This window comes from Comamonas sp. DB36, assembly GCF_057914905.1.
In genome coordinates, this window is record NZ_CP196631.1 from 3,333,256 (window position 1) to 3,355,097 (window position 21,842).

A 21,842-nucleotide genomic window follows, 5' to 3' on the forward strand; every position below is an offset into this window, starting at 1 on the left:
GAGCGAGGGAGAAAGTGATTCAAGCACAGAGGGGGTTCCTGGTTCAGAGCGCCGTGGCAAAGGGCTTGAATGTGCGGCCAGCCAAGCGGCATTCTAGTACCTGTAACAGACACCAACAACGCCTCACGCAGCGGCGCTGATGAACCGCAGAAGCCGTGCATTGACCGCATCGGCATCGGTCAGATTCATCATATGGCGCGCGCCCGGAACGATCTCGGCCCGGCCCTGGGGCGCAAGCGCGGCCATGGCCTGCGACATCGCCGGGCTGGAGTTCGGGTCGCCTTCGCCGGTCATGAACAGCGCGGGCATGGCCAGCTGCGGCAGCTGCTGCGCATGGACTTCGTCCGAGGCCGCAAACAGTCCGTAGGCGCGTGCATAGCCCAGCGCATTCACGTCGGCCAGGATGTCGGTCGTCAAGGCCGCGATCGCATGCAGGTGCGCGGGCACGGGCGTGCCGAACCAGCGTGCAATGGTCGAGTCGACCGTGGCCGCGACGCCTTCGCTTTGCAAGGTGCGCGCGCGCTCCAGGACCGCTGCGCGCTGCGCGGGCGAGCGCTGGAACACCGCGTTCAAGGCCATCAGGCGCTGGCAGCGCCCGGGGTGGCGCAGCGCGAACTCGATGGCCACCAGCGCCCCCATGGAATGGCCCACGACATGGGCCCGGGCAATCTGCAGATGGTCGAGCAGGCGCAGCAGCTGATCGGCGAAATCCGCGAGCTGCACGCCCTCGGCCGGCAGCCGGCTTTCGCCATGGCCCAGCATGTCGTAGGTCAGCACGCGGTGGGCTTGCGACAGCGCTTCGATCTGCGGCTGCCAGCTGCGCTGGTCCATGCCCACGCCATGGATCAGAACAATGGTTTCACCCGCGCCCCGGCTCCGATAGGCCGTGCCGTCGAAGGCGCAGCTTGGCTCAGACAGTTTCATTGGAGCCCAGCGCCGCGAGATCCTGGTAACGGTCGCCGATGCGATGGTGCGGACGGCCGCCGACCGATGCGCCCAGCGCCACCACGATCTCGTTCGGGCCCGGCGCATCGTTGATCGCGAACTGCAGCGTCAGATAGTGCGAGCGCTTGCCTTCATCGTCCTTGTGCATCATGGGAATCGCCAGCGAGCAGTTCGGGCCGCCGCGCACATTGGTGAAGCTCAGATAGCTCTTGGCGCCCACGGCCTTGCGGTAGAAGTTGCCGAAATGCAGCGTGTGGATCAGCGCCGAAGCGTGTTCGACTTCGCCGTCTATGCCGACCACGGCGGCCTTGCCATAGGCCTCGATGGCCGCGGCCGAGCCCGCGAGCGCCACGATGCGGTCGGTCAGCGCCTTGCCCAGCACGGGTGCGATGCGCATGATTTCGGGCGTCAGGTTTTCCTCGAACGCGCGGCCGGCCCAGGGGTTGCGCAGCACGGCGGCAACGCCGAACAGTTGCAGCGGCGTGGCGCAGGCCTTGCCGCCTTCGATCAGGCTTTCCTCGGTATAGGCGACGATTTTGCGTACGCCAATGTTCTGCAGATCGGTCATGGTCTTCTCTCTGATGGAATGCACGGTTACTGTGGCTTGATGTCCGCGGCCTTGATGACCGCGCGGTACTTTTCGACTTCCTGCGCCATGAAGCTGTTGAGCTTGCCGGCCGACTCGCCCGAGGCGATCACGCCCTGCTCGGCGAGCTTCTTGACGATCTCGGGATTGGCCATCACCGCGCGCGCCGCGGTTTCCAGCTTGCTGGTCACATCGGCCGGCGTCCTGGTCGGCACGAACAGGCCGAACCACACGCCCAGATCCACGGCTTCGAGACCGGGTACCTGGCCTATGGCCGGAATGTCGGGCGCCAGCGGCGATTTCTCGCGGCCGAGCACGCCGTAGGCCTTGATCTTTCCGGCCTTGATGAACGATTGGGCCGCGGTCAGCGTGGAAATCCCCAGCTCGATCTGCCCGCCCATCACATCGACCAGCGCCGGCGAGGCGCCGCGGTACGGGATATGGGAGATCCTGGTGCCGGCCTTGAGATTGAACAGTTCGCCGGCCACATGCATGGGCGTGCCGTTGCCGGCCGATGCGAAGTTCAGCACGTTCTTTTCATCCTTGGCGTAGCTGATGAGTTCGGCCACCGTATTGGGCGGCAAGGCCTTCTTGCCGACCAGCACCATCGGACCCGTGCCGACGAACACCACGGGCTTCAAGTCTTTCAGACCGTCGAACTGCAGCGCCGGGTTGATCAGCTTGTTGATCAGCACTTCCGAGCCCGAACCCAGCAGCAGGCTGTAGCCGTCGGCCGGGGAGCGCACGGCGCGCGTCATGCCCAGCACGCCGCCCGCACCCGCGGTGTTTTCGACCACGATGGACTGGCCCAGCCTGGCTGACAGCTCGGGCGCAATGGTGCGCGCGATGATGTCCGAGCTGCCGCCGGGCGCAAACGGCACGATCAGGATGATGGGCTTGTCGGGATAGACCGCCCAGGCGCTGCCGGCAGCAGCCGCCACCGCGCCCACAAGGATTGCCCGGCGCGTGAAGCGCAGACAACGATTCTTCAAAGCACCATGCAATCCATTCACAGCTGTCTCCTTAGTATCTTTTGTCAGATGGTATACCAACATACAAGTCAAAGAAAAGCCAAATATCGTTGGTGTTTTCCCGGGCTCGAAGGCGAAAAAAAGCCAGGCAGGGCCTGGCTTAGGGGTGAGAACGGAATGCTGCGGTCAGAGCTTCTGGGCCGCCATGTAGTTGTCGAAACGCGACTCGGCAAAGCGGAACCAGAGGATCTGGTCGCGCTGGAAGTTGCGGTAGTCGGCGTAGATCTTCTTCCACTCGGGATTGCTCTTGTCGAGCTCGGCGTAGAGTTCCATGGTTGCCTTGAACGATGCATCCATGACGCTTTGCGGGAACGGCAGCACCTTGGCCTTGGCGGCCACCAGTTGCTTGAGCGCACCGGGATTGCGCGCGTCATAGCGGCCCTGCGTGATCACATGGGCCTCGTGGGCCGCGGCCTGGACAATGCCACGGTACTCGGGCGTCAGCGCGGCCAGGGCCTTCTGGTTCACATAGAACTCGAGGTTCAGACTGCCTTCCCACCAGCCGGGGTAGTAGTAGTAGGGAGCGACCTTGTTGAAGCCCAGCTTCAGATCGTCATAGGGTCCAATCCACTCGGCCGCATCGATCGTGCCCTTTTCCAGCGATTGGTAGATTTCACCGCCGGGGATGTTCTGCGGCACGCCGCCCATGCGCTCGATCACCCGGCCCGCAAAGCCGCCCACGCGGAACTTCAGGCCCTTGATGTCGGCCGGCGACTTCACTTCCTTGCGGAACCAGCCACCCATCTGCGCGCCCGTATTGCCGCCCAGGAAATTGACGATGTTGAACTTGGCGTAGAACTCGCGCATCAGCTTCTGGCCGTTGCCGTCGACCATCCAGGCCGTGAGCTGGCGCGAATTCATGCCGAAGGGAATCGCTCCGCCAATGGCAAACGCTTCATTCTTGCCGAAGAAATAGTAAGGCGCGGTGTGCGCGACTTCGACGGTGCCGTTTTGCACGCCGTCGACCACGCCAAAGGCCGGCATCAGCTCGCCGGCCGCGTGTACGGTGACGTCAAACTTGCCCCCGGTCATTTCCTTGACCGCGCGGGCAAACACTTCGGCCGAACCGTAGATGGTGTCCAGGGACTTGGGGAAACTCGAGGCGATGCGCCAGCGCACCACGGGTTGTGCATGCACGGCGGGCGCGGCCCCGGCCGCCAGAACACCGGCAATGCCGGCATTTTTCAAGATGGAACGACGATCCAATTTGTGTCTCCTGTGTGATACCGAGCCTGCGCGCCTGCAGCGGCGGCAGGGCGAAAAAAAACCGGCCAGGGCTTGGACAGTCCTGATACCGGTTTCGTGCCATGGGCTGGATCGCGTAGGCGTTGCCAGCCATGTTCTTTTTACAGCTTGACCGAAGTCATGTAGCTGTTGTAACGGAACTCCGAGAAGCGCTCCCACAGCAGCTGGTCGCGCTGGAAGGCGCGCATGTCCTGGTGGATCTTCTTGAACTCGGGCGACTTGGCTTCGTGTTCGGCAAAGACTTCCATCGAGGCCTTGAAGCCGGCGTCCATGACGTCCTTGGGGAAAGGCTTGAGCTGGGTCTTGTCGGCCACGAGCTTCTTGAGCGCGATGGGGTTGAAGGCGTCGTACTTGGACGTCATGTCGCGCGCCGCGATCTTGGTCGCGGCATCGACGATGGCCTTGTTCTCGGTCGACAGCGCGGCATAGGCCTTGGTGTTGACGAAGAACTCGAGCTCGGCGCCGCCTTCCCACCAGCCGGGATAGTAGTAGTAAGGCGCGACCTTGTTGAAGCCCAGCTTCTGGTCATCGTAGGGACCGACGAACTCGGTAGCGTCCAGCGTGCCTTTTTCCAGCGCCTGGTAGACATCGCCCGCGGGCATGTTCTGCGCGACCACGCCCAGCTTGTCCATGGCTTCGCCGAACAGACCGCCGCCCAGGCGCATCTTCAGGCCCTTGAGGTCGGCAACGGACTTGATTTCCTTGCGGTACCAGCCGCCCATCTGCGTGCCGGTGTTGCCCGCGCTGTAGCTCTTGAAGTTGTAGTTGGCGAAGAACGCATCCATCAGCTTGCGGCCGTTGCCATGGTCCATCCAGGCATCCATCTGGCGCGCGGTCAGGCCAAAAGGCACGGCGCAGGCAAACGCGAAGATCGCATCCTTGCCGGTGAAGTAGTAAGGCGCGGTCTGCGCCATTTCGATCGTGCCGTTCTGCAGCGCATCGACCACGCCGAATGCCGGCATCAGCTCGCCTGCGGCATGCAGGGAAACTTCGAACTTGCCACCCGACAGGGCCTTGACGGTGCGGGCGAACATTTCGGCGCTGCCGAAAATGGTGTCAAGCGACTTGGGGAAACTCGATGCCAGGCGCCAGCGCACGGCGGCCTGCGCATGCACGGCAGGCGCGACACCCGCGGCCAGAACGCCAGCGATACCCGCCTGCTTGATCAATGAACGACGATCCATGTAAACACTCCGGTAATAGGCCTGGCTGAACGACGGTCAGCTCCCCCGTGGAGATGGGCTACCCATCCAGGCTGGTTGTCAGAGATTGTAAAAACGCCACGGTCGCAAACCGTCCTGGGTAAACCCGGCTTTACCCGCATTCGGAGCATATTTTTTGCATGCAAAGCGCGCGAACACGCGCATTCCGTGGCCAGAAACGAAAAAAGCCGCCTGGCGGCGGCTTGGGGTCATGGCGCAGACGCGCTCAATCGCGCAGGAAACGCGCGCGCACCGATTGCGCAATGCCAGCGGCGTCCAGCCCCTGCAGCGCCAGCAGCTTGGCCGGATCGCCATGCTCTATGAACTGGTCGGGCAGGCCCAGCTGCAGCACCGGGCGCTGCACGCCCGCGGCCTGCAGCGCTTCGAGCACGGCGCTGCCCGCGCCGCCCATGATCGCGCCCTCTTCGAGCGTCACCAACGCGTCGTGGCGCGCCGCGACTTCGAGCAGCAGTTCGACATCCAGCGGCTTGGCCCAGCGCATGTTGACCACAGTCGCGTCCAGCGCTTCGGCCGCCTCGAGCGCGGGATACAGCAGGCTGCCGAACGCGAGGATGGCGATGCGCGGACCGGCTTCGGCCTGGACCATCGATTCGCGGCGGATCTCGCCCTTGCCGAAAGGCAGGCCTTCGAGGCTTGCCAGCGGCTGCACGCCCGCACCGCTGCCGCGCGGATAGCGCACCGCGACCGGGCCGTTCTGCGCGAACGCCGTGCTCAGCAGCTGGCGGCATTCGCGTTCATCGGCGGGACAGGCCATGGCCATGTTGGGAATGCAGCGCACGAACGGGATGTCGTAGTTGCCCGCATGCGTCGCGCCATCGGCACCGACCAGGCCTGCGCGGTCGAGCGCGAACACCACGGGCAGGTTCTGCAGCGCCACGTCGTGGATCAGCTGGTCATAGCCACGCTGCAGGAAGGTCGAGTAGATCGCGACCACGGGCTTGACGCCTTCGCAGGCCATGCCCGCGGCAAACGTCACCGCATGCTGCTCGGCAATGCCCACGTCGTAGTAGCGCAGCGGAAAGCGCTGCTCGAACTCGACCATGCCCGAGCCTTCGCGCATGGCGGGCGTGATGCCGACCAGGCGCTCGTCCTGGGCCGCCATGTCGCACAGCCAGCGGCCGAAGACCTGGGTGAACGTGGTCTTGGGCGGGGTCGACGGCTTGACGATGCCGACTTCGGGATCGAACTTGCCCGGGCCGTGGTAGGTGACGGGGTCGGCTTCGGCGAGCTTGTAGCCCTGGCCTTTCTTGGTCACCACATGCAGGAACTGCGGACCTTCTAGGCCCTTGATGTTTTCCAGCGTGGGAATCAGCGAGTCGAGGTCATGGCCGTCGATCGGTCCGATGTAGTTGAAGCCGAAGTTCTCGAACAGCGTGGCCGGCACGACCATGCCCTTGGCCGACTGCTCCAGGCGCTTGGCGAGCTCGAGCAGCGGCGGCACCTGCTTGAGCACGCTCTTGCCCATGTCGCGCGCCTTGGCGTAGAACTGCCCGCTCATCAGCTGGGCCAGGTAGCGGTTGAGCGCGCCCACGGGCGGGCTGATGCTCATGTCGTTGTCGTTGAGGATCACCAGCAGATTGGCGTCCGACACGCCCGCGTTGTTGAGCGCCTCGAACGCCATGCCTGCAGTCATCGCGCCGTCGCCGATGATGGCCACGGCGCGGCGCTTCTCGCCCTTGCGCTTGGCGGCCAGGGCCATGCCCAGCGCGGCCGAGATGCTGGTCGACGAATGCGCGGTGCCGAAGGTGTCGTACTCGCTTTCGCTGCGCAGCGGAAAGCCCGACAGTCCGCCGAGCTGGCGCAGGCTGGGCATGCGGTCGCGCCGGCCCGTGAGTATCTTGTGCGGGTAGGTCTGGTGGCCCACGTCCCAGACCAGGCGGTCATAGGGCGTGTTGAACACCGCATGCAGCGCCACGGTGAGTTCCACCGTGCCCAGGTTGGAACTCAGGTGGCCGCCCGTGCGCGACACGCTGTCGAGCACATAGCTGCGCAGCTCCGCGGCCAGCGTCTTGAGCTGGGCACGCGAGAAGCGGCGCATGTCGGCGGGGCTTTCGACCGTCTGCAGCAGGGGATAGGAATTCGTGGACATTTGCTATTTTTCTAGTAGCAGCCAATGCTCATCGAGCATATGCAATAGGCCAATTTACTGTAGTTCTCACATTCGGCGCACCGGGCGGGCGACAAGACCCGCGCGCGCGCAGGTCGGCCGCGCTGCCTCAGTGCGAGCGGCGAATCACCTGGTCGGCCAGCGCCGACAGCGCGCGCGTATCGGCCAGGCCGGTTTGCGCCAGCGCTGCATGGGCCTGGGCTGCGAGCAGGTCGGCATAGGCGCGTGCGCCTTCGAGCCCCATCAGCGAGACATAGGTCGGCTTGTCGTTGGCGGCATCCTTGCCTGCCGTCTTGCCCAGCGTGGCCGAATCCGCGACCACGTCGAGGATGTCGTCCACCACCTGGAACGCCAGGCCCAGCGCCGCGCCGTACTCGGCCAGCGCGGCGCGCGTGCCCGGGCTGACATCCGCACAGGCCGCGCCCATGAGCACGCTGCCCTGGAGCAGCGCGCCGGTCTTGAGGCGGTGCATCTGGCGCAGCTGGTCTTCGGACAGCTGCAGGCCCACGCTGGCCAGGTCTATGGCCTGGCCGCCGGCCATGCCGCGCGCGCCGGCGGCGCGCGCCAGCAGACTGCACAGCCGCGCCTGCATGGCGGCCGGCAGTTCGGCATGCTCGTCACCCGCAGGCGCGATCAATTCAAAAGCCAGCGCCTGCAGCGCATCGCCGGCCAGCAGCGCCCGGGCTTCGCCGAACTGCACATGCACCGTGGGCTTGCCGCGGCGCAGCACGTCGTTGTCCATGCAGGGCATGTCGTCATGGACCAGCGAATACGCATGGATCAGCTCGACCGCGCAGGCCGCGCGCAGCGCCGCAGTCTGCAGGCCGCCCACGGCCTCGCAGGCCGCGAGCACCAGCAGCGGGCGCAGGCGCTTGCCGCCATCGAGCACGGCATAGCGCATGGCTTCGCCCAGCTGCGCGGGCGCGTCCACACCGACCCAGCGCGACAGCGCCTGCTCGACATCGGCCAGATGGCGCTGCATCCAGGCAGACAGATCGAAGTCCGCATGGACCGGAGTGGGAAGCGTCACGGCGTTCATTCCTGGCTCCAGACCTGGAGCGCGCCATCGTCGAGCAGCTGGATCTGGTTCTGCACGGCATCGAGCTGCTGGCGGCAATAGGCCAGCAGGGTTGCGGCGCGCTGGTAGCCGCTGAGCATCTGGTCCAGCGGCAGCTGGCCCGACTCGATGCGCGCGATCAGCTGCTCCAGCTCCTCCAGCGCAGCTTCATAACTGGATGGCTCGGACGGGGGGGTTGGGGCAGCGGAAGCCTTGGGCATGGGTGCGAGCAGAATGAGATAAAGCGATTGATTTTAGGCGCTGTGTCTGAACCCCTGCACAAAGCCGGACGCACAGCACAATTCACGCGGTCTGCGCCTATGCCATCAATACACGTACCTGCAAGGCGGAAATAACCCTGCCGGCTATAATCCCATTCCCGTCGAACCGGCCTGGCGCATGGCCATCTGTCCGGGTTCTGCAGCATTTGCGGCTTGGTTGCCGAGGTTGCAATTCCCGTGAAGTGACCGCGTCCGTGGCCGGTTTTGTTTTTTCTTCGTGTGCGCACGCGCACCCTCCCTGTGGGGAGTCTTTAGGTCAGGTCACCCATGTCTGATTTAAGTCTTCAACTGCAGCAGGCCGCAAGCCAACTACCAGTTTCAAGCTATTTCGACGAAGCGCTTTTCAAGCGCGAGTTGGATACTATCTTTGCGTCCGGCCCACGTTATGTCGGGCACCAGTTGAGCGTTCCCAATCCCGGCGACTACTACGCCCTGCCCCAGGAGGGCGAGGGTCGCGCACTGGTGCGCAATGCCCAGGGCGGCATCGAGCTGATCTCGAACGTCTGCCGCCACCGCCAGGCCGTCATGCTCAAGGGCCGCGGCTCGCTGCAAGGCCATGGCAAGGGCCATGCGGGCGGCAACATCGTCTGCCCGCTGCACCGCTGGACCTACAGCGCCAGCGGCGAGCTGCTGGGCGCGCCGCATTTCAGCCAGGACCCCTGCCTGAACCTCAACAACTACGGACTGCGCGAGTGGAACGGTCTGCTGTTCGAGGACAACGGCCGCGACATCGCGCGCGACCTGGCCGACATGGGCCCGCGCTCGCAGCTGAACTTCGACGGCTACGTGCTCGACCATGTCGAGATGCACGAGTGCAACTACAACTGGAAGACCTTCATCGAGGTCTACCTCGAGGACTACCACGTAGGCCCGTTCCATCCGGGACTGGGCAACTTCGTGACCTGCGACGACCTCGAGTGGGAGTTCCGCAAGGAGTACTCGGTGCAGACCGTGGGCGTGGCGCCCTCGTTCGGCAAGCCGGGCTCCGAGGTCTACAAGATCTGGCACGAGGTGCTGCTCAACTACCGCAACGGCGAACTGCCCGAGCGCGGCGCGATCTGGCTGACCTACTACCCGCACATCATGGTCGAGTGGTATCCGCATGTGCTGACGGTCTCGACCCTGCACCCGGTGAGCCCGACCAAGACCATGAACATGGTGGAGTTCTACTACCCCGAGGAAATCGCCGCCTTCGAGCGCGAATTCGTCGACGCGCAGAAAGCCGCCTATATGGAAACCTGCATCGAGGACGACGAGATCGGCGAGCGCATGGATGCGGGCCGGCGCGCGCTGCTGGCGCGCGGCGACAACGAAGTCGGTCCTTATCAGAGCCCCATGGAAGACGGCATGCAGCACTTTCACGAGTGGTACCGCAATGCCCTAGGCGCCGACCAGCCCAAACCCTGAGCCTGCGCCCTTTGATGACACCCCAGCTGCAACCGCTTGACCCCGCAGGCGTTTGCAGCTTTTTTTTGGATTGCGCTAGTTTTCTGTATGCAAGTTCTCTGGATGGTGCTCGCGGCCTTCTTCTTCGCCACGATGGGCGTGAGCATCAAGTTCGCCGCTGAATACTTCAATACCGCCGAAATCATTTTCTACCGCGGCCTGATCAGCATGGCGCTGCTCTGGGTGCTGGCAAGAAAACAAGGCGTGACGCTGCGCACCAGCCTGCCGGGAATGCATGCCTGGCGCTCGCTGGTCGGCGTGGTTTCGATGGCCGCCTGGTTCTACGCCATCGCCAAGCTGCCGCTGGCCACGGCGATGACGCTCAACTATATGAGCAGCCTGTGGATCGCGGCCTTCATGGTGGGCGGAGCGCTGATGGCCTGGCGGCCCTCGCCGGCCACGCCGCGGCCCGCGCTGCACATGCCGGTGATCGTGAGCCTGCTGGTGGGCTTCGTCGGCGTGGTGCTGATGATGCGCCCTAGCATTGGCGCCGACCAGGGCCTCGCCGGCATCGTCGGACTGATGTCGGGAATGATTTCGGCCGTTGCCTATATGCAAGTGGTCGCGCTGTCGCGCCTGGGCGAGCCCGAGCAGCGCGTGGTGTTCTATTTCTCGGTGGGCTCGGCTGTTGCGGGCGCCGCCGCCATGCTGTTCATCGGCGTTTCCGACTTCCCGGGCTGGCCCGCGCTGTGGCTGATTCCCGTGGGCATTTTCGCCGCCGGCGGCCAGCTGTGCATGACGCGCGCCTACGCCAATGCAACCACGCGCCGCGCGACCCTGGTCGTCGCCAACCTGCAGTATTCAGGCATTGCGTTTGGCGGCGCCTACAGCGTGCTGGTGTTTGGCGACCTGATTCCGCCCATGGGCTGGCTGGGAATGGCACTCATCGTGGGCAGTGGCATCGCAGCCACCGTGCTGCGCGCCAGGAACTGAAGCCCCCCCAGCCGCAGGCCTCCATGGCGGCGCGCGCCGTCGGATAATGGACTGCTAGAACACGCCTCCGCGCAGCGGGGGTTCTGATTGTCTGCCGAGGAGCGCTGATGTCCAAGACCACCTACACCACCCTCATTTCCCCCGAACAGCTCGATGCGCTGCAGCTCAGCGGCCAGCCGTGCATGGTGTTCGACTGCAGTTTCGACCTGGGAAAACCCAGTCTCGGCCGCCAGCAGTACGAGCAGGCGCACATTCCCGGCGCGGTCTTTGCCGACCTGGACCACGATCTGAGCGCCAAGCACGGCATGCCCAGCAGCGACGGCTCGGTCGCGGTCTCGCAGGCCGACCAGCCCGCCTCGGGCGGGCGCCACCCGCTGCCCAGCCGCGAGCGCTTCTCGGTCTGGCTGTCGAGCGTGGGCTTTTCCAACGACATGCAGGCCGTGGTCTATGACCGCAACGGCGCCAACTACTGCGGCCGGCTCTGGTGGATGCTCAAATGGGCCGGCCATGACGCCGTGGCGGTGCTCGACGGCGGCCTGCAGGCCTGGCAGGCCGCGGGCCAGCCCGTGAACCAGGGCAGCGAACCCAGCCACTTCCAGACCAGCTTCACGCTGCAGCCGCCGCTGCGCCGCCTGATCAGCGCGCGCGAAGTGCTTGCCGGCCTGGGCTCGCCGGCGCAGACGGTGATCGATGCGCGCGCCGGTGCGCGCTTTCGCGGCGAAGTCGAGCCGCTGGACCCGGTGGCCGGCCATATTCCGGGCGCGCTCAACCGCCCGTTCAGCGAGAACCTCGCGGCCGACGGGCGCTTCAAGCCGCGCGAACTGCTGCGCGCCGAATTCCAGCAGCTGCTGGGCGAGCGCCCGGCCGATAGCGTGGTGCACCAGTGCGGCAGCGGCGTCAGCGCCCTGCCCAACCTGCTGGCGATGGAAGTCGCTGGCCTTGGCCAGACCGCGCTGTTCGCCGGCAGCTGGAGCGAATGGTGCGCAGACGCCAGCCGGCCCGTGGAACGCGGGTGATATGACAGATTCGCGCATGGTTCGAAAAAACCACAGCTGCGCGAATTAATTGGTTACAGGATTTGCGGGATAGGGCCAGGCATCTGGCCTGAGGGCTGGCATTGGCAGCAGGAGATTCAAGAAGCGCAACGCCCATTTTCCAACAGTGCTTGTAGGAATTTGCCTTACAAGCCCCCCGGCCTAACCAGACACGACGCACCTCCCTCACCCGACTTAATTATTGTTTGGCCCTGTTTAACAATCCATTTCAACAGATCGCGACACCACACACCTCCGGTTTTTGTGCTCTGTTCCCGCTCTGACGCATTTGAAAAGGATTGATCCATGACTAACGAACAACTGCTTGCCGAAATCCGCGAAGCCAACCTCACCTACCTGATGCTGGCCCAAACCATGATTCGCCAGGACAAGGCCGAAGCCGTGTTCCGTCTGGGTCTGAACGAGGAAGCCGCAGACATCCTGACCGCGCTGTCGTCGGCCCAGGTGCTCAAGCTGGCTTCGCGCAACACGCTGCTGTGCAGCTTCCGCGTGGACGACGAACTGGTCTGGAGCTTGCTGACCAACCACTCGTCCAACAAGATCGGCAACGACGCGACGAACACGCTGCACGCCAACATCCTGATGGCCAGCCGCGTTTCCGAAGTGCTCTGAGCACCTCGTCCCCGCCTCATCCTTTCGCGAAAGACCTGCCCCATGTCAGCCCCCACCAAAAGCGTTCTCAACGAATCCAAGCAGATCGAACGCGCTGCAATGCTCATCCAGATGGGCGCGCGCATGCAAGTGCTGGAATCGGAAACCACGCTGTCCTACGAGCGTCTGATCCGCCTGTACAAGGAAATCGCGGGCAAGTCGCCGTCCAAGGGACAGCTGCCCTTCTCGACCGACTGGTTCCTGACATGGCAGGAAAACATCCACAGCTCGCTGTTCCTCAACATCTACGAATACCTGTCCAAGGCCGTGGAGCTGGACACGGCCGAGCAGTTGACCAAGGCCTACCGCCTCTACACCGAACAGATCGAAACCGCAGGCCTCGAAGCACTGCTGTCGTTCACCCGCGCCTGGCGCCTGGTCAAGTTCGTCGATGCCAACATGCTCACGCGCACCGCCTGCTCCTCCTGCAAGGGCCAGTTCGTGACCGAGCCCTACGAGAACGCGCGCCACTACCAATGCGGCCTGTGCAACCCGCCCGCACGTGCAGGCAAGAGCAAGAACGCTGGCGCATTGATGCTGCACTGATCTGCCCCCACTGATTTCCTGCAACGCCCCGATGGCCTGGCCCTCGGGGCGTTGTGCATTTGGGGGCCAGCGCAGCGCTGGTTGAGGAAGATCCGTTGATGGTTCGACGCGCCTGGCGAGGAGTTTCAAGAAACAGCGGGTCTCATCCCGCGTTCGTCGCGTTCGTCCTGAGCTCACCCAGCCGGCCGCGTCGAAGGATGAACTGCCTGCGCTCAAGTCATGAGGACGGGCCGTTCATGGTGCGACGTGCCCGGCGAGGGACGCTCACCACGAACGGTTTGTGGCGGCCGAGCGATTTTTGGCGGCCTATGTGCACAGCCATGCCCTCAATCTCCCCCGTTCTCCTGAACCTGCCTCGCCGGCCGCATCATGGATGAACGGCCTGCCCCTCCCAGAGAGCCTGACACGGCAAACCCGCCGAGGACAACGCCACAAAATCTTACGCACTCAACAGATTTCTTTACCTCCACTCAATAATCTAAATACAAATTGTTATCATTAGCAATTACTTTAGAGAGGGGATTTCAAATGGTTCGAGTTTCAACGCGTGGATCCTTGTCGTTGGCCGTATCGCTGGCCTGTGGCGCCATGGCGACGCTGCCAGTGCAGGCGCAGACGGCGGATGCCGTGCTGTCGAACGTGGTGGTCACGGCCTCGGGCACGGCCGTGGAGATCCGCGAAGCACCCGCGAGCATCAGCGTCATCACGCGCGAGGACATAGAGCGCAAGCCCGTGACCAGCATCGGCGAGCTGCTGTCCACGGTGCCGGGCGTGACCGGCGGGCTGTCGGGCACGGGCGCGCAGTCGAAGATCCGCTTGCGCGGCCTGCCCGAGAAATACACGCTGATCCTGGTGGACGGCAAGCGCCAGGGCAACTCGGCCGCGGTCAACTACCGCGATGACCTGGGCCAGCAGGACCTGGACTGGATATCGCCCGAGATGATAGAACGCATCGAAGTCGTGCGCGGCCCCATGTCCTCGCTCTACGGCTCGGACGCCATGGGCGGCGTGATCAACATCATCACGCGCAAGATCGCCAAGCGCTGGTCAGGCTCGAGCACGCTCAACTACAGCCGGCCAGAAGACAGCGAGCGTGGCGACACGCGCCAGCTGGGCTTCAACATCAGCGGCCCGCTGTCCGACAGGTTCGGCCTGCGCCTGGGCGGCAACTACACCGAACGCGCATCGGACGAAGGCAACGGCGGCTTTCCCGGCGCCTACCAATCCACGGCGGGCTCGCGTAAGCAGAACTTCAACGCCCTGCTGAACTGGCAGCTCACGCCCGACCAGGTGATAGGCTTTGAAGCCGGCCAGGGCACGCAGCGCGCCACCGGCTCCAACAGGCGCCTGGCCAATGGCAACCAGGCCATCGGGCAATGGGGGCTGAGCAAGCTGGAGCACAGCAACTTCGGCCTGAGCCACGAGGGCCGCTGGGGCGAGGTGCGCTCCAGGCTCAACCTGGTGCACAACAAATACGAAGACAAGAACGACACCATAGGCAACCATTCCAGCGAGACCGCGCTGGACGGCCGCGTGGACCTGCCGCTCAAGCTGCTTGGCTTCGACCAGGCGCTCACACTGGGCGGCCAGTGGAAGCGCGAGCAACTCGACAACCGCGACACCATAGGCCTGGCGCCCATCGACTACACAGGCAATCCGGTGACCGGCTCGGCGCTCAGCGCCAGCACCTGGGCGCTGTTTGGCGAAGACCAGATCTTCCTGCGCGAAAACCTGGCGCTGACGCTGGGCCTGCGCATGGACCACCATGAAAAGTACGGCAACAACTGGAGCCCGCGCGCCTATCTGGTCTACCACCCGCAGCCCGAATGGACGCTGCGCGGCGGCGTCTCGCGCGGCTTTCGCGCGCCGGGCCTGAAGGAAAACTCGCCCAGCGCCGCGACCCAGTCGGGCGGCAACGGCTGCCGCAGCCTGGCGGGAATGGGCTGGACCAGCAACAGCATCAACGGCGACGGCTCGCGCGGCTGCTACATGGCAGGCAACCCCAACCTGCAGCCCGAGACCAGCACCAACTTCGAGCTGGGCACGAGCTGGGACCGCAACGGCTGGTCGCTGGGCGCCACCTACTTCCACACCAACTTCAAGAACAAGATCGACTACCAGCCGCTGGGCCTGTACAACGGCTTCTGGTGGACGCGCATGGCCAACGTCCAGAGCGCGCGCACGCGCGGCCTCGAAGGCACGTTCAACGTGCCGCTGGCGAAGAACCTCGCATGGAACACCAACCTCACCAAGATGCTGGAATCCAAGAACCTGACCACGGGTGCCTCGCTGCTCGCCGTGCCCAAGCTCACGGTGTACTCGTCGCTGCAGTGGCGGCTGCAGGCCGCGTGGAGCGCGGCCCTGAGCCTGCGCCACACGGGCAAGGAACTGGTGACCACGGGCACGGCCACCAGCTTCGCCAAGGCCTACACGACGTTCGACGTTTCGACCAACTACCACGTGAACGACACGCTGACGCTGCGCGCCGGCGTGGTCAACGTCGGCGACAAGCAGACGCGTGACCTGGGCAGCAACTACGACAACGGGGGCCGCACCTACTTCGTGGGCTTGACCGCGCGCTTCTAAGCGCCTTGCCCTTCCCGGTCGGGCGCAGCGGCCGGGCGGGCCCGCTACTGCGGCTCGGCCTGCAGTTGCGCGCAGGCCGCGCGCAGCGGCTCGAGCTGCTGGCACACCAGCACCAGCGGGCTGAACGGATCGGCCAGCGTGTCGCTTTGCTGCTCGAGTTCCTGCGCCAGCGCGGCCGCGCGGCCGTCGTCGGCGGGCAGCGTCTGGCGCGCCTTGAGCGCCTGGGCCATCTGCTCGAGGCTGTCGGCCGCGTGGCGTGCGGCCTCGACAGCCAGCGGATGGCTGTCGCTCTGGGCCAGCTTGTCGCGGTGCGCGCCCAGCGCCGAAAGGTAATTGAGCAGCGTGTGCGACAGCAGCAGCAGCTGCATGCCCACGCGCGCATGGCGGCGCACGGCGCGCGGCTCGAGCAGCAGCTGCGACAGCGCGGTGGACAGCGCCGCGTCGGCGTTGTGGGCGTTGCGCCGCGCGAGCCGGTAGTCGAGGTCGTCGTCCTTGCCGCTCGCGTACTGCGACATGATTTCGCGCAGATAGGCCGCGTGCGCCGCAATCGCCTGCGCGACCAGCAGGTGCAGGCGCCGGCCCTGCCAGTCGGGCAGCACCAGCAGCATCGCGGCGGTGGCGATGGCCGCGCCGATCAGCGTATCGAGCAGCCGCGGCCAGATCAGCGCATAGGCGTTGCCCGTGGTCTGGTGAAAGCACAGCAGCACCAGCAGCGTGATGGCCGCGGTCGCCGTCACATAGCGCTGGGTGCGCGTGACGAAGAACAGCACGCCCGCGGCCACGGTGATCAGCGCCTGCGCGGGCAGGCCGGGAAACAGCCGCATCAGCGCCCAGCCCGCGACCAGGCCTATGACCGTGCCCAGAATCCGCTGGGCGACGCGCGCCAGCGTCGCGCCGTAGGTCGGCAGGCAGACGAACAGCGTGGTCAGCAAGATCCAGTAGCCATGCTCGGGGTCGGTGAACTGCATGGCGACAAAGCCCGCGCCCAGCGCCAGCGACAGCCGCAGCGCATGGCGCAGCAGCGGCGCGCTGGGATGCAGCTGGGCGCGAATCCGCGCCCAGGCTTCGGCCAGCGTGCGCGGGCGGCGGTTGAACAGGCTGGGGTCGGCCAGCGCCGCGCCCGCCGTGGGATGCGCGGCCGCGGCAATCTGCGCGTCCAGCGTGCTCAGGTTGCGCACCAGCGCGCGCAGCGAACGCAAGGCGTGCTGCCAGGCAGGCTGCTGCCGCGCCGCGAGGTAGTCGATCGCACCGCGCAGGTCTTCCATCGCGCGCGCGCCTTCGGCGTCGGGCTGGAACGGCGCGCGCAGCCGCAAGGCTTCGGCGAGCTGGCTGCAGGCCGCGCCCTGCAGGCTCAGCACGCGCTGGCAACGGTAAAGCACGTCGCTGTGGAACAGCAGTTGCGCCCATTCGTTGTAGCGGTAGTGCGAAGAACTGGCACGCTCGTGGATGTCCTGGGCAATGAAGTACAGGTTCATGTGGCGCAGCATCTCGCCATCGGCAAGCGGCCTGGGGCCCAACCGATTGAACAGGCTTTCCTTGACGATGTTGAGCTGGGCCACGACGCGGCCATTGGTCTGGGCCAGCGCCATGCGCCGGCGCTCGAGATCGACCGCGCGCACCGGCTCGAACAGGCTGGCTTTCAGGCGCAGATAGGCGCCCAGTTGCTCGAACAGCGACGCCAGGTTCTGGCGCACGGGCGCATGCGGAAACAGCGCGCACCAGCCGACCGACAGCAGCCCGTACCAGGCCGCGCCCGCGAGCAGCAGCACCGGCACCGGCCAGGCACCGGGCGCGGCCGCATGGCCAGCCCCCGGCGCCATGCTGATGGCCGTGTAGAGCGCCAGGATCACCGACGCCGAGGCGATCGCGCGGTAGCGCTCGCCGGCAGCGCCCAGCAGCGTGAACACGAAAGTGAACAGCACCAGCGCCAGCACGAAGCCCAGCGGCTGGCGCAGCAGCGCCTCGACGCTGAAAGCGACCAGCGCAAAGCACAGCAGCGTTGCCGCCAGCGCGCGCGTGCGCCCGCGCCAGCTGTCGTCGGTCTCGGCCAGCGCGCTGACGATGATGCCCAGGAACAGCGCGATCACCTGCGGCAGGCGGTCCTGCCACCAGCACAGCGCCATGACCGCGCCCAGCGCGATGCTGATGCGCAGCCCATACGCCCACGCACCCTGGGCCAGCGCGCGTTGCACGCTTGTTGCAATACCGGATCTCACATCGTCCTTTCGTTCACCCCGACCTGCCAGCAAGCTTCGCGCCCGCAGCGGCGCTCAGCCCGTATTCCGCAGCCCGGCGGCAATGCCGTTGATGGAGATGTGGATGCCGGTCTGCACGCGGTCGTCGCCCTGCCCCGCGCGCCAGCGACGCACCAGCTCGACCTGCAGATGGTGCAAGGGGTCGATGTAGGGGAAGCGGTGGCGGATGGAGCGCGCCAGCGCCGCGTTGTGCGCCAGGCGCTGCTTGTCGCCGGTGATGCGCGTGAGCGCGTCGGCCGTGCGATGCCACTCGGCCTCTATGGCCTCGAAGATGCGCCGGCGCACGCGCGTGTCGCTGACGAGTTCGCTGTAGCGCGAGGCCAGCGCGAGATCGCTCTTGGCCAGCACCATGTCCATGTTCGACAGCAGCGTGCGAAAGAACGGCCACTGGCGGTACATGCGCTGCAGCAGCGCCATCTGCGCCTTCGCGTCCTTGCCCGGCTGCGCGAGGAAGTCCTGCACCGCCGCGCCGAAGCCGTACCAGCCCGGCAGCGTGAGGCGGCACTGGCCCCAGCTGAAGCCCCAGGGAATCGCGCGCAGGTCCTCGATCTTCTGCGACGGCTTGCGCGAGGCCGGGCGCGAACCGATGTTGAGTTCGGCGATTTCGCGTATCGGCGTGCTGCCGAAGAAATAGGCGGTGAAGCCCGGAGTCTCGTAGACCAGCGAGCGGTAGGCGCCCATGCTGGCCTGCGACAGCTGGGCCGCGGCCGCGAGAAACGCGGGCGTGGCCGACTTGGTCGGCTGCAGCAGCGTGGCCTCGAGCGTGGCCGCGACCAGGGTTTCCAGGTTGCGCCGGCCGATCTCGGGGTTGGCGTACTTCGAGGCGATGACTTCGCCCTGCTCGGTCAGGCGGATCTGGCCGCGCACCGTGCCCGGCGGCTGGGCCAGGATGGCCTGGTAGCTCGGACCGCCGCCGCGGCCCACGGTGCCGCCGCGGCCGTGGAACATGCGCAGCCGTATGCCGTGGCTGGCAGCGAGTTCGTCGAACAGCTCGACCAGCGCGATCTCGGCGCGGTACAGCTCCCAGTTGCTGGTGAAGATGCCGCCATCCTTGTTGCTGTCGCTGTAGCCCAGCATGATGTCCTGCTCGCCGCCCGAGCGCTGCACCTGGGCCGCGACGCCCGGCAGTTGGTAGTAGGCGCGCATGATGGGCGCGGCATTGCGCAGGTCTTCTATGGTCTCGAACAGCGGCACGACAATCAGGTCCGCGCGGCCGTCGCTGTCCAGCGTGCCCTGCATCAGTCCGACTTCCTTTTGCAGCAGCAATGCTTCGAGCAGATCGCTGACGGTCTCGGTGTGGCTGATGATGTAGTGGCGTATGGCCTGCGTGCCATAGGCCTCGCGCATGCGCCGCGCGGTCTCGAAGATCGCGAGTTCGCTTTCGGTGTGCGCCGAGTACTGCGCGCCCATCACGCGCAGCGGGCGCGCGTCTTCGAGCAGGCGCACCAGCAGCGCCTGCTTGGCGTGCTCCTGCAGGCGGCTGTAGTCGGGCTCCAGCCGCGCCGTCGCCAGCAGCTCGGCAACAACGATCTCGTGCTGGTCGGAGCTTTGGCGCAGATCCACCGTGGCCAGATGGAAACCGAACACCTGCACCGCGCGTATCAGCGGGCGCAGGCGTTGCGCGGCCAGCGGCCCGCCATGGTGGCTGCGCAGCGACTGGTCGATCACCTGCAGATCGGCGAGAAACTCCTCGGCGCGCGCGTAGCCGTTCTGCGGCGCGACCGCATGGCGCGCGGCGTCGCCGCCGGTCAGCGTCTTGAGGCTCGCGGCCAGGCGCGCATAGATGCCGGTCAGCGCGCGGCGATAAGGCTCGTCCTGGCGGTGCACATTGGTGTCGGGCGAGCGCTCGGCCAGCGCCTGCATCTCGGGCGTGAGCTGCACCAGATGGGCCGACAGCGACAGCTCGCCGCCCAGGTAGTGGACTTCGGTCAGGTAATGGCGCAGCGCGACTTCGGCCTGGCGGCGCAGCGCCAGTTGCAGGCTGTCGGCCGTGACGTTGGGATTGCCGTCGCGGTCGCCGCCTATCCACTGGCCCATGCGCAGAAAGCTCGCCACGGGCAGGTCGCCGAGCTCCTCTTCGAGCTCGGCATATAGCTTGGGAATCTCGCGCAGGAACGTGGCTTCGTAATAGGTCAGCGCGTTCTCGATCTCATCGGCCACGGTGAGCTTGGAGCGGCGCAGCAGCCGCGTCTGCCACAGCTGGGCGACGCGCGCGCGCAGCTGGGCCTCGTTGTCGGCCAGTGCACGCGGCGTGAGCGCGTCCTTGGCGCTGTTGTAGAGCTGGGCGCGCTCGCTGACGTCATCGCGCGTGGCGAGCAGTTGGGCGATGTCGCGCTCGGCCGACAGAATGCTGTGGCGCTGCACTTCGGTCGGATGGGCCGTGAGCACGGGCGCGACATAGCTTTGCGCCAGCATCTCGGCAATGGTGCCGGGCGCGATGCCGGCCCAGCGCAGCCGCGCCAGCGCCACGCCAATGCTGCCTTCCTGCGTATTGCCCGCGCGCTCGTGCAGCGCGCGCCGGCGGATATGGTGGCGGTCCTCGGCCAGGTTGGCCAGATGGCTGAAATAGGTGAATGCGCGGATCACGCTCACGGTCTGGTCGGCACTCAGGCTCTTGAGCAGCTTCTTGAGCTGGCGGTCGGCGTCGTGGTCGGCATCGCGGCGGAACGCCACCGACAGCTGGCGCACCTGCTCCACGAGCTCGTAGGCGGCAACGCCGTCCTGCTCGCGAATCACATCGCCGAGAATCCGGCCCAAAAGGCGGATGTCCTCGATCAGCGGCCCGTCTTTGTCTGTCTTGCGGCCGTTCTTTCCGGCGGAGAGGTCGTCATTCTTGCGAGAAGGGTGGGTCATGGTGGATATTTCCTGAGCCAAAACGAGTGCAGCGCAGCATGCTAGCATTCCCTGTTGCCCTGAGGCCGATGCCGTCGATGCCATGAACACCGCTACTTCCCCCGATACCCCCCTTGTGATCGCCACGCGCGAAAGCCGCCTGGCCCTGTGGCAGGCCGAGCATGTGCAGGCCAGGCTGCAGGCCCTGGGCCATGCGGTGGAGTTGCTGGGCATGACCACCAAGGGCGACCAGATTCTCGACCGCTCGCTGTCCAAGGTGGGCGGCAAGGGCCTGTTCGTCAAGGAACTCGAGGTCGCGCTCGAGGAAGGCCGGGCCCATATCGCCGTGCATTCGCTCAAGGACGTTCCCATGGAGCTGCCCGAAGGCTTTGTGCTGGCCTGCGTGATGGAGCGCGAAGACCCGCGCGATGCCTTTGTGTCGCCGAACTACGCCTCGCTCGCCGACCTGCCCCAGGGCGCCAACGTCGGCACCTCGAGCTTGCGCCGCCAGGTGCTGCTGCAGGCGCTGCGCCCCGACCTGAAGATCACGCCGCTGCGCGGCAACCTCGACACGCGGCTGCGCAAGCTCGACGAAGGCCATTACGACGGCATCGTGCTCGCGGCCGCCGGACTCAAGCGCCTGGGCCTCGAAGCGCGCATCCGCAGCTGCTTTGCGATCGAAGACATGCTGCCCGCGGCCGGCCAGGGCGCGCTCGGCATCGAAGTGCGCGCCGAGCGCGCCGACCTGATCGCCGCGCTCGCACCGCTGAGCCACCAGCCCACCTGGCTGGGCGTGGCGGCCGAGCGCGCGGTCAGCCGCGCGATGGGCGGCAGCTGCTCCATGCCGCTGGCCGCGCACGGCATCTGGCATGGCGACGAGCTGCATCTGCAGGCCGCCTGGGGCGATCTCGACGGCCAGCTCGCGCTGGTCCAGGTCGACGACCACGCCGTGGTCACCACACATGCGCAGGCCGAAGCGCTGGGCGAAGCCGTCGCCGCCCAGCTGCGCGCCGCCGGCGCGCGCACGGCCCTGCCCGGCAGCGGCGACTGAGCCGCGAGCGCA

17 protein-coding genes are annotated in these 21,842 nt (G+C 65.9%); 7 read left to right on the forward strand and 10 right to left on the reverse strand.

Annotation, left to right across the window (positions count from 1 at the left end):
• Window positions 1-123 precede the first annotated feature (123 nt).
• The 8 genes from ACSVDO_RS15640 to xseB form a co-directional block, all read right to left on the reverse strand.
• The gene (locus tag ACSVDO_RS15640; RefSeq protein ID WP_489593273.1) at window positions 124-924 is read right to left on the reverse strand and encodes an alpha/beta fold hydrolase; all 801 of its coding nucleotides are present in this window, start codon (window positions 922-924) and stop codon (window positions 124-126) included.
• Window positions 911-1,513, reverse strand: a complete 603-nt coding sequence (locus ACSVDO_RS15645) for an amino acid synthesis family protein (RefSeq protein WP_332549494.1) — start codon at window positions 1,511-1,513, stop codon at window positions 911-913. Before ACSVDO_RS15645 ends, ACSVDO_RS15640 begins: the two co-directional genes overlap by 14 nt.
• Window positions 1,514-1,539: 26 nt before the next feature.
• Entirely contained in the window at window positions 1,540-2,544 is a 1,005-nt protein-coding gene (locus ACSVDO_RS15650) for a Bug family tripartite tricarboxylate transporter substrate binding protein (RefSeq protein WP_332537934.1), read from the reverse strand.
• 144 nt (window positions 2,545-2,688) lie between these two features.
• Window positions 2,689-3,768: a TRAP transporter substrate-binding protein gene (locus ACSVDO_RS15655; RefSeq protein ID WP_332537933.1), complete on the reverse strand. Its 1,080-nt coding sequence runs from the start codon at window positions 3,766-3,768 to the stop codon at window positions 2,689-2,691.
• Between the two features lie 140 nt (window positions 3,769-3,908).
• Complete coding sequence (locus tag ACSVDO_RS15660) at window positions 3,909-4,991, reverse strand: TRAP transporter substrate-binding protein (RefSeq protein WP_332537932.1); 1,083 nt, start codon at window positions 4,989-4,991, stop codon at window positions 3,909-3,911.
• 244 nt (window positions 4,992-5,235) lie between these two features.
• Window positions 5,236-7,119 (reverse strand): 1-deoxy-D-xylulose-5-phosphate synthase, encoded by a 1,884-nt coding sequence (dxs, locus tag ACSVDO_RS15665; RefSeq protein WP_489593276.1) that lies wholly within the window; start codon window positions 7,117-7,119, stop codon window positions 5,236-5,238.
• A gap of 127 nt (window positions 7,120-7,246) precedes the next feature.
• A complete protein-coding gene (locus ACSVDO_RS15670) occupies window positions 7,247-8,119 on the reverse strand; it encodes a polyprenyl synthetase family protein (protein WP_489596417.1) in 873 nt (290 codons plus the stop codon).
• Window positions 8,120-8,172: 53 nt separating this feature from the next.
• A complete protein-coding gene (gene xseB, locus ACSVDO_RS15675) occupies window positions 8,173-8,415 on the reverse strand; it encodes an exodeoxyribonuclease VII small subunit (RefSeq protein ID WP_332540107.1) in 243 nt (80 codons plus the stop codon).
• Window positions 8,416-8,742: 327 nt separating this feature from the next.
• Here xseB and ACSVDO_RS15680 point away from each other — a divergent pair, with 327 nt between their 5' ends.
• The 6 genes from ACSVDO_RS15680 (at window position 8,743) to ACSVDO_RS15705 (ending at window position 15,692) form a co-directional block, all read left to right on the forward strand.
• Entirely contained in the window at window positions 8,743-9,882 is a 1,140-nt protein-coding gene (locus ACSVDO_RS15680) for an aromatic ring-hydroxylating oxygenase subunit alpha (protein WP_332540108.1), read from the forward strand.
• Between the two features lie 87 nt (window positions 9,883-9,969).
• On the forward strand, window positions 9,970-10,854 hold the full coding sequence (locus tag ACSVDO_RS15685) for a DMT family transporter (RefSeq protein WP_332540109.1): 885 nt from the start codon (window positions 9,970-9,972) through the stop codon (window positions 10,852-10,854).
• 107 nt (window positions 10,855-10,961) lie between these two features.
• Window positions 10,962-11,870, forward strand: coding sequence for a sulfurtransferase (locus ACSVDO_RS15690; protein ID WP_489593278.1), 909 nt, complete (start codon window positions 10,962-10,964; stop codon window positions 11,868-11,870).
• Between the two features lie 324 nt (window positions 11,871-12,194).
• On the forward strand, window positions 12,195-12,521 hold the full coding sequence (gene flhD, locus ACSVDO_RS15695; RefSeq protein ID WP_159918110.1) for a flagellar transcriptional regulator FlhD: 327 nt from the start codon (window positions 12,195-12,197) through the stop codon (window positions 12,519-12,521).
• A 42-nt stretch (window positions 12,522-12,563) separates the two neighbouring features.
• The gene (flhC, locus tag ACSVDO_RS15700) at window positions 12,564-13,106 is read left to right on the forward strand and encodes a flagellar transcriptional regulator FlhC (protein WP_332540111.1); all 543 of its coding nucleotides are present in this window, start codon (window positions 12,564-12,566) and stop codon (window positions 13,104-13,106) included.
• A gap of 588 nt (window positions 13,107-13,694) precedes the next feature.
• Window positions 13,695-15,692 carry a TonB-dependent receptor domain-containing protein gene (locus ACSVDO_RS15705; protein ID WP_489593281.1) on the forward strand — a complete coding sequence of 666 codons (1,998 nt, stop codon included), beginning with the start codon at window positions 13,695-13,697 and terminating at the stop codon, window positions 15,690-15,692.
• Between the two features lie 44 nt (window positions 15,693-15,736).
• On the opposite strand, the gene yccS is transcribed toward ACSVDO_RS15705, so the two are convergent.
• Together yccS and ppc are read right to left on the reverse strand one after the other, a co-directional pair.
• On the reverse strand, window positions 15,737-17,908 hold the full coding sequence (gene yccS, locus ACSVDO_RS15710; protein WP_332682276.1) for a YccS family putative transporter: 2,172 nt from the start codon (window positions 17,906-17,908) through the stop codon (window positions 15,737-15,739).
• 54 nt (window positions 17,909-17,962) lie between these two features.
• Window positions 17,963-20,800: a phosphoenolpyruvate carboxylase gene (gene ppc, locus ACSVDO_RS15715; protein ID WP_489593282.1), complete on the reverse strand. Its 2,838-nt coding sequence runs from the start codon at window positions 20,798-20,800 to the stop codon at window positions 17,963-17,965.
• An 82-nt stretch (window positions 20,801-20,882) separates the two neighbouring features.
• Here ppc and hemC point away from each other — a divergent pair, with 82 nt between their 5' ends.
• Window positions 20,883-21,830, forward strand: a complete 948-nt coding sequence (gene hemC, locus ACSVDO_RS15720) for a hydroxymethylbilane synthase (RefSeq protein ID WP_332535652.1) — start codon at window positions 20,883-20,885, stop codon at window positions 21,828-21,830.
• Window positions 21,831-21,842 lie beyond the last annotated feature (12 nt).

Excerpts from the sequence above, each read along its gene's own strand:
- hemC (WP_332535652.1), top strand. The coding sequence starts at position 20,883 with ATGAACACCGCTACTTCCCCCGATACCCCCCTTGTGATCGCCACGCGC.
- ACSVDO_RS15640 (WP_489593273.1), bottom strand. The coding sequence starts at position 924 with ATGAAACTGTCTGAGCCAAGCTGCGCCTTCGACGGCACGGCCTATCGG.
- ACSVDO_RS15670 (WP_489596417.1), bottom strand. The coding sequence starts at position 8,119 with ATGCAGCGCCATCTGGCCGATGTCGAGCAGGCGCTGTCGCGCTGGGTC.
- ACSVDO_RS15690 (WP_489593278.1), top strand. The coding sequence starts at position 10,962 with ATGTCCAAGACCACCTACACCACCCTCATTTCCCCCGAACAGCTCGAT.
- flhD (WP_159918110.1), top strand. The coding sequence starts at position 12,195 with ATGACTAACGAACAACTGCTTGCCGAAATCCGCGAAGCCAACCTCACC.
- flhC (WP_332540111.1), top strand. The coding sequence starts at position 12,564 with ATGTCAGCCCCCACCAAAAGCGTTCTCAACGAATCCAAGCAGATCGAA.
- ACSVDO_RS15645 (WP_332549494.1), bottom strand. The coding sequence starts at position 1,513 with ATGACCGATCTGCAGAACATTGGCGTACGCAAAATCGTCGCCTATACC.
- ACSVDO_RS15680 (WP_332540108.1), top strand. The coding sequence starts at position 8,743 with ATGTCTGATTTAAGTCTTCAACTGCAGCAGGCCGCAAGCCAACTACCA.
- ppc (WP_489593282.1), bottom strand. The coding sequence starts at position 20,800 with ATGACCCACCCTTCTCGCAAGAATGACGACCTCTCCGCCGGAAAGAAC.
- xseB (WP_332540107.1), bottom strand. The coding sequence starts at position 8,415 with ATGCCCAAGGCTTCCGCTGCCCCAACCCCCCCGTCCGAGCCATCCAGT.
- ACSVDO_RS15685 (WP_332540109.1), top strand. The coding sequence starts at position 9,970 with ATGCAAGTTCTCTGGATGGTGCTCGCGGCCTTCTTCTTCGCCACGATG.
- ACSVDO_RS15705 (WP_489593281.1), top strand. The coding sequence starts at position 13,695 with ATGGCGACGCTGCCAGTGCAGGCGCAGACGGCGGATGCCGTGCTGTCG.
- ACSVDO_RS15660 (WP_332537932.1), bottom strand. The coding sequence starts at position 4,991 with ATGGATCGTCGTTCATTGATCAAGCAGGCGGGTATCGCTGGCGTTCTG.
- dxs (WP_489593276.1), bottom strand. The coding sequence starts at position 7,119 with ATGTCCACGAATTCCTATCCCCTGCTGCAGACGGTCGAAAGCCCCGCC.